This window comes from Allobosea massiliensis, from assembly GCF_042655245.1.
Taxonomy (GTDB): domain Bacteria; phylum Pseudomonadota; class Alphaproteobacteria; order Rhizobiales; family Beijerinckiaceae; genus Allobosea; species Allobosea massiliensis.
Genome location: NZ_JBHSLU010000024.1, coordinates 1 through 5,772, shown reverse-complemented (window position 1 = coordinate 5,772; position 5,772 = coordinate 1). Strand labels below are relative to the sequence as shown.

Here is a 5,772-nt window from a genome sequence, read left to right as displayed (position 1 = left end):
CAGCCCCGCTGGCGGCGGCGTTTCCGTGCGTGCTTCTGGCGGCTCTGTCGGCCCCCGCAGGGGGGCGCTCGACAACAGAGGCGCTACGTTGACCCCCCCCCTCTCCTCCGAGGGAGACGGGTTCCTGTCCACCACCTCGAAGCGCTTCGAGCTTCGCCATGGCATCGGTCGGATGCTCCGCGATCCGGAGACCGGCAAGGGGCCTGCCGTCTGTGGCTGTGGCCGTTCCGGCCATGAGGTCGAGGCTGTCACCATCACCCGGCGCGACAGCGGCGCCATCGGCGTCGGCGGCGTCTTCCGCTGCGACAGTGCATGGCTATGCCCCTCATGCGCGCCCCGCCAGACGCTCGACAGGCAGTCGAGGGTGAAGGACGCCGTATCCGCCCTCTACGCCCAGGACGGGACGGCGGTCATGGTCACGCTGACGGTGCAGCACCGTGCCGGAGACCGTCTCGCGGACCTGAAGCGCATCGTCCAGACCGCAGGCCGGAAGGCCCGGCAGGGCGCGCCCTGGGCGCGGATGCAGAAGCGGGCCGGCGTGATCGGCGTGCTCGTCGCGCCCGAGGTGACGCATGGCCGGCACGGTTGGCACTTCCATCTGCACCTGCTCGTGCTCTGCCTGGCCCAGTCGAATTCGACCGCCGCCGAGGCCGGCGAGTTCCTGATCCAGCGGTACATGAAGTACGTCGAGGCCGAGGGCGCCACCGCGAAGCGGCTCGGCCAGGACGTGCAGGTGGCGACCAGCCCGGAAAACGCTGCCGACTACGTGGCGAAGGGGCTCGCATGGGAGCTCGCCGGCAGAAGCGGCAAGGTCAGCCGCTCCGCCAAGGGCCGCGCCCCGTTCGAGATCGCCGCCAGCGCCATGACGGGCCAGCCTCGCGACTACGCGCTGTGGCGCGAATACGCGGAGACCATGGCCGGCACCCGCTCCTGCGTCGTCACGGCGGCGATGGCCGAGCAGCTGGGGATCGAGCCCGCCGACGACAGCGCGCAGGACGAGGGCGAGCAGGAGCTTGCCGCCGATGGCGTCGAGGTCGGAATTCTCTCGCCTGGCACGTGGAACGGGCTGATGCGTCTCGGCCAGGCCGCAGCGCTGATCCGCAAGGTCGAGGCCGATCAGCCCTGGCCCGAGGTCGCGGCATGGGCGCGGCGGACGGCCAATCCGCCCGAGCCGGCCCCTCCGCCCCCGCCGCCCGTCCGACCCTCGGAGCGTGACATCAGGGATGCGGCGGCGGTTCAGCGCGGATCGACCGCTGCTCGCCTTGGTTGGGCCGTCGATGCGCTTCGGCGTTCGACTGGGTCTCGTAGGCTGTTCGAGCTGGACGCCACCGTCGTTACAGCCCTGATTAAAGTCCGTTAGGGTGGCACTCTAATAGAGTTAAGTCATCATTAATTAAAGTATATTGAAAAACGTGCATGACATTAATAAAAATCTGACTGTACATCTGTTCCTTCCGAAACATTTAGAACAACCCAATGAACTATCTCGCCAGTAATTTCATGTCTGAAATTTAGATTACTAGCCTTATCACGTGCTTCAGCCGCGTTCGATGCTTCAATGACGACAGTAACTGATCTAGTTATTTCTAATTCTACAGTAAAATTTTTTGGAGCCTGGATATTCATGAACTTATCCTTTCGCCACGCTGTATAATGGTCGAGCGTCTCTATGTGAAGTGGGGCGGTAGCGGGGGGCTTGGATGCGACGGTTAACGGCTCAGGGGTATCGCCGCGCGGTTTGACCGCCGCTGGAACCTGAACAAGGGGCGCTACTGTGTTCGATACGTGTAGCAAACGCGTTCTATCCCAATGACTTGAAAAGTGCGTGTCGGGTGGCTAATTTGAGATAGCCAGCAGAGCGCGGTTACACCGCACTTCCTGGCCAAGGGGGCTGAAGCCCCCTGTGGAACCCCCAAACCGGAGCGCCCGGGCATGGCGTCGGAGAGCCGCAAGGCGACGATCACGATCGGCCTGCGCCTGACCCCTATCGAGCATCAGCTTGTGCTCGATGCGGCGGCTGCTGCCGGCGTCGGGCCGAGCACCTTGGCCCGCGAGGCCGTGCTCGCGCGGGCCAACGCCCCGCTGCCTCCCCGGCGTCGGAAGCGCGACGGCCTGCGGGTCGAGGTTGGCCGCTGGGCGGGTGAGGCCGCCAAGCTGGGCAACAACCTCAACCAGCTCGCGAAGCACGCCAACCAGGGCGGGCGCGTGGACGCCGCCGCCCTCGATGCGCTTCAGGCCGAGATCCGCGCGCTGCATGAGGCGGTGCTCGCTGCGGGATCCCCCGGATGATCGGCAACGTCGTCTCGCATGGCCGCTCCGGGCGCGATGCCCGGAACCTCGCCTCGCATCTCCTGAAGACGGAGATGAACGAGCGAATCGCCGTGCGCGTCGACAACATGCTGTCGATCGATCTGCCGGCATCCCTGCGCGACATGCAGTTGATGCGGGATGGGACCAAGGCCGACGCGGCCTTCCTCCACATCAGCATTAGCCCCGGCAGGCAGATGACCGACGCCGAACTGCATCTCGCCGGCGACATCGTGCTGCGCCATCTCGGCATGGCCGAGAACGGCTGCGCCCGCGTGCTGCACGACAAGCCCCGCGTCGCCGGCGAGGGCGGGACGCATCTCCACCTGGTCGTTGCGCGAGTGGGACCGGATGGTCTCGTGGCGCGGGCCGGCCTCGATAAGATCAAGGTCGAGACGGCTTGTCGCCTCGCCGAGTACGAGCTCGGCGAGGCGCCGACGCTCGGACGGCATCACGGGAGCGCCCTGCGCTACTTCGAGAGGGCCAGGCCGGAGGTGGCCGCATGGCTGACGGCTGGCCTGGGGCCGCAACCCGACCGTCCGCGCAGCGCCGTCACCCCGGACCAACGCAGGGTCCTGGATCGCAAGGGCGTCGACTTCCGGGACGTGCGCGAGGTCGTGAAAGAGGCATGGGCGCGCAGCGACGGGCCACAGGCCCTGCATGCCGCCCTCGCCGAGCAGGGCCTGTCCGTGGTTGCCGGCGACAAGCCAGGCGCATGGATCGTGCGGCGCGGAGACGAGTTCGTCGGGGCGCTCGACCGCCTCGCGAAGCAGAAGCGGGCCGACGTCTCGGCCTTCATGGAGAAGCAGCATGTCGCAGACACCCGCCCCGCCGCCCCGAGCATCAGCCGAGACGATCCTCGTCCAGACCAACAAGGTCGGGAGGATCGCGAGCCAGACGCACGGCCTCGTCCAGAGCCTGGCGCAGGCCCTGCTGCCCGAAAGCCTGGAGGAACCGGGCGAGAGCCCGGTGCTGGCGACGCTGGAGCAGGTTCTGCAGGCCCTGACCTACCAGACGGAGATGCTGCGCCGGATCGAAGGGCGGCTCGACGCGCTCGAACGGCGGCGATCGAGGTAGCGCGCGCCGACCGGCAGCCCCGTGCTCGCGACCTGCGGGCCGCTGCGGCTCGGATCGCGGCCCAGGCCAGCCCCGCCTATGCCGACGCCATGCGCGAGCTCGAACGGCGGGCGGATGCGGCTCGGCAGCGCATGGCGCGAGCATCTGTCCCTCTCGAACCACCCGCCAGCCTCGCAGAGGCCCGTACGAAGGCCCAGAAGGCCCAGAAAGCCGTTCAGGAGGCCGAGCGGCGCGAGGACGAGGCAAGGGCCGCGCTCGACGCCGCGGAGGCCTCACGGCCCCGCGGCGTGCTCGCATGGGTGACGGGCAAGGCCGCCGCCGCCGAGCGTAGGATTCTCGCGCTGGAGACGCTGGTCGGCGAGCGCGCGCAGGACGCCCGCACCCGGCGCAGCATCCGCGACGGCGACGCTCGCGGCGAGGATCGGGAAACCCGCGCCTTCGCGACCGCCCAAGCCACGCATGAACGCCGACAGGACGGAGAGCGGCGGGAGGGCCTCATGGACCTCGCGAGAGTCGATCGCCTGCGCAAGGCCATGGAGGCCCGCCCCGAGTGGGCGATCCAAGGCGTGCCTGCGCTCGAAGAGCACATGCGCCGGGCCGAGGCCGTGCGACGGGCCGATGAGGCCAAGCTCCGTGAGCAGGAGCGTCGCCAGCAAGAGGTCGAGGACCGAGCCTATACGCCAAGGGGTCCCAGCCGCTGAGCCCCGCCTGTGCAATCCGTCCCACCTCTATGCCCAGCGTCCCATTCGGGCAGAAGCGAGCCGTCGAGTGTCGGGCCGGGGTAGCCTCCTCGCTCCCTACGTCGATGCTCCAGCGGTTCCTGCCGCGACACGTGTCCCGGCAGGATCGGCTGCGCCGACCCCGCTTCCCGCATAGACGCAGGGTCCCGGCTCGTCGGTGACGGGGCGAACCGGCGCCACGGCCTCCGGCCTCACCTCAGCCGCCGCTGCGCTATGGCTGGGATGAGGGCCAGGGTCCGCGCCGGTCCGCCCCGTCAACCCCGGCCTGCTCGCTCATGTGCGCTTTGGGGTGCTCATAATTGCGGTCCTCGGTGCGAACGGCGCGGCGATAGCGTTCGACCGACCGCTTCGTCAGCTCGCCCTCATCCTGGCAGCGGCTCGCCATGGCAGAAACTATGTAGGAGAGCCGAAGGCGTTCCTTCTCAGCTGACTCAGTCGGAACCGATGGTTTGATCTCGTTCCATGCTGCATCAAACGCGGCCTGCGCCCGAGCGAGGTCAACCGGGTCCGTCAACGATGATAGAAGCATGGCATCCCCTCCAGCTGGCGGCATTATGCAATAAAAGCCTCCCTAGAGGTAGCTCAGGTGGAGGGCCGCCGGGGGTGGTGCGGAAGGGGGATGACGGGGCAGAGGGGCCGCGATCCTTGATCCAAGGTCGGGTGGCGCAGCCGCCCGGCGTTGGAGCGGGGACCGCGACAGGCCCCGTCGCCCAGTCAAGGACCGCCTAGGGACCCGGCCCGCCCGGATGGGCCGGCCTGCTCGCGTAGCGAGCGAAAGGGCCGGTTCAGCCGGGGGACAGATGCGCAGCATCTGCGGGCTGGGGGCGGTCCGGCCCCCTTCACGGCCCCGGCGGCCCGGGCTGCAGTGCAAGATTCGTTAACCATCCGTGATGCACCCTCGATGGCCCCGCCTGTGGCGCTATCGAGGGTCCCCATGGAAACCGTCAGCCTGTCCTATGACGAACTGGCCGAGCGTATGCGGATAACCCCGCATTCGGCCCGCAACCTGGTGCGTCGGAAGCGCTGGAAGCGCACGGTCGGCAACGATGGCAAGGCGCGGGTCTCCGTTCCGGTGGAGGCGCTGACGGTCCCCTCGCCTCCCCCCTTGGAGGCCCCTTCGCCCGCCGCCGAATCCGGCGTGACGATCGCCCGGCTGGAAGCCCAGATCGACGGCTTGAAGGCCTTGGTCGAGGCCGAGCGCCGGCGCGCCGACGCCGCAGAGGCCGATCGCGATCGCTGGCATGCCTCCGCGAATCGGCCCTTCTGGCGTCGATTTGCGCTAAGTCATTGATGAATAAGGGCGTTTGCAGTAGAGCCGCGAACGCCTAATAATGCAAAAGCCGCCCGGGAATGAACCCGAGCGGCTTGTGTGGTCCCGGCCACCAATCTCGCACTTCACTTTGGCCGGTGAACGAGACTGGGAGCCCAACAAGAGCCGGCTCGTAGAGCCGGAACCGCCCTTGTTATATCCCCTGACCCATGTCCGAATCAAGACCGCGGCCGCCCTGATGGCGCTGTGAGCCTTGTCGCACGGTTGTTCGACGCTGCCAGCCCCGCTGGCGGCGGCGTTTCCGTGCGTGCTTCTGGCGGCTCTGTCGGCCCCCGCAGGGGGGCGCTCGACAACAGAGGCGCTACGTTGACCCCCCCC

Annotated in this window: 5 protein-coding genes; 4 read left to right on the top strand and 1 reads right to left on the bottom strand. The window is 68.0% G+C overall.

All coding sequences use genetic code 11. The features are described 5' to 3' along the window. Positions 1–88 precede the first annotated feature (88 nt). Entirely contained in the window at positions 89–1,360 is a 1,272-nt protein-coding gene (locus tag ACFPN9_RS11425; protein ID WP_377816985.1) for a rep family protein, read from the top strand. A 62-nt stretch (positions 1,361–1,422) separates the two neighbouring features. On the opposite strand, the gene ACFPN9_RS11420 is transcribed toward ACFPN9_RS11425, so the two are convergent. Further along, on the bottom strand, positions 1,423–1,626 hold the full coding sequence (locus ACFPN9_RS11420; RefSeq protein ID WP_377816983.1) for a hypothetical protein: 204 nt from the start codon (positions 1,624–1,626) through the stop codon (positions 1,423–1,425). Positions 1,627–1,932: 306 nt separating this feature from the next. Here ACFPN9_RS11420 and ACFPN9_RS11415 point away from each other — a divergent pair, with 306 nt between their 5' ends. The 3 genes from ACFPN9_RS11415 (at position 1,933) to ACFPN9_RS11405 (ending at position 5,415) form a co-directional block, all read left to right on the top strand. Further along, a complete protein-coding gene (locus ACFPN9_RS11415; RefSeq protein ID WP_377816981.1) occupies positions 1,933–2,289 on the top strand; it encodes a plasmid mobilization protein in 357 nt (118 codons plus the stop codon). After that, complete coding sequence (locus ACFPN9_RS11410) at positions 2,286–4,085, top strand: relaxase/mobilization nuclease domain-containing protein (RefSeq protein ID WP_377816978.1); 1,800 nt, start codon at positions 2,286–2,288, stop codon at positions 4,083–4,085. The genes ACFPN9_RS11415 and ACFPN9_RS11410 overlap by 4 nt, the downstream gene beginning before the upstream one ends. A 973-nt stretch (positions 4,086–5,058) precedes the next feature. Then, positions 5,059–5,415 carry a hypothetical protein gene (locus ACFPN9_RS11405; protein WP_377816976.1) on the top strand — a complete coding sequence of 119 codons (357 nt, stop codon included), beginning with the start codon at positions 5,059–5,061 and terminating at the stop codon, positions 5,413–5,415. Positions 5,416–5,772: the final 357 nt, after the last annotated feature.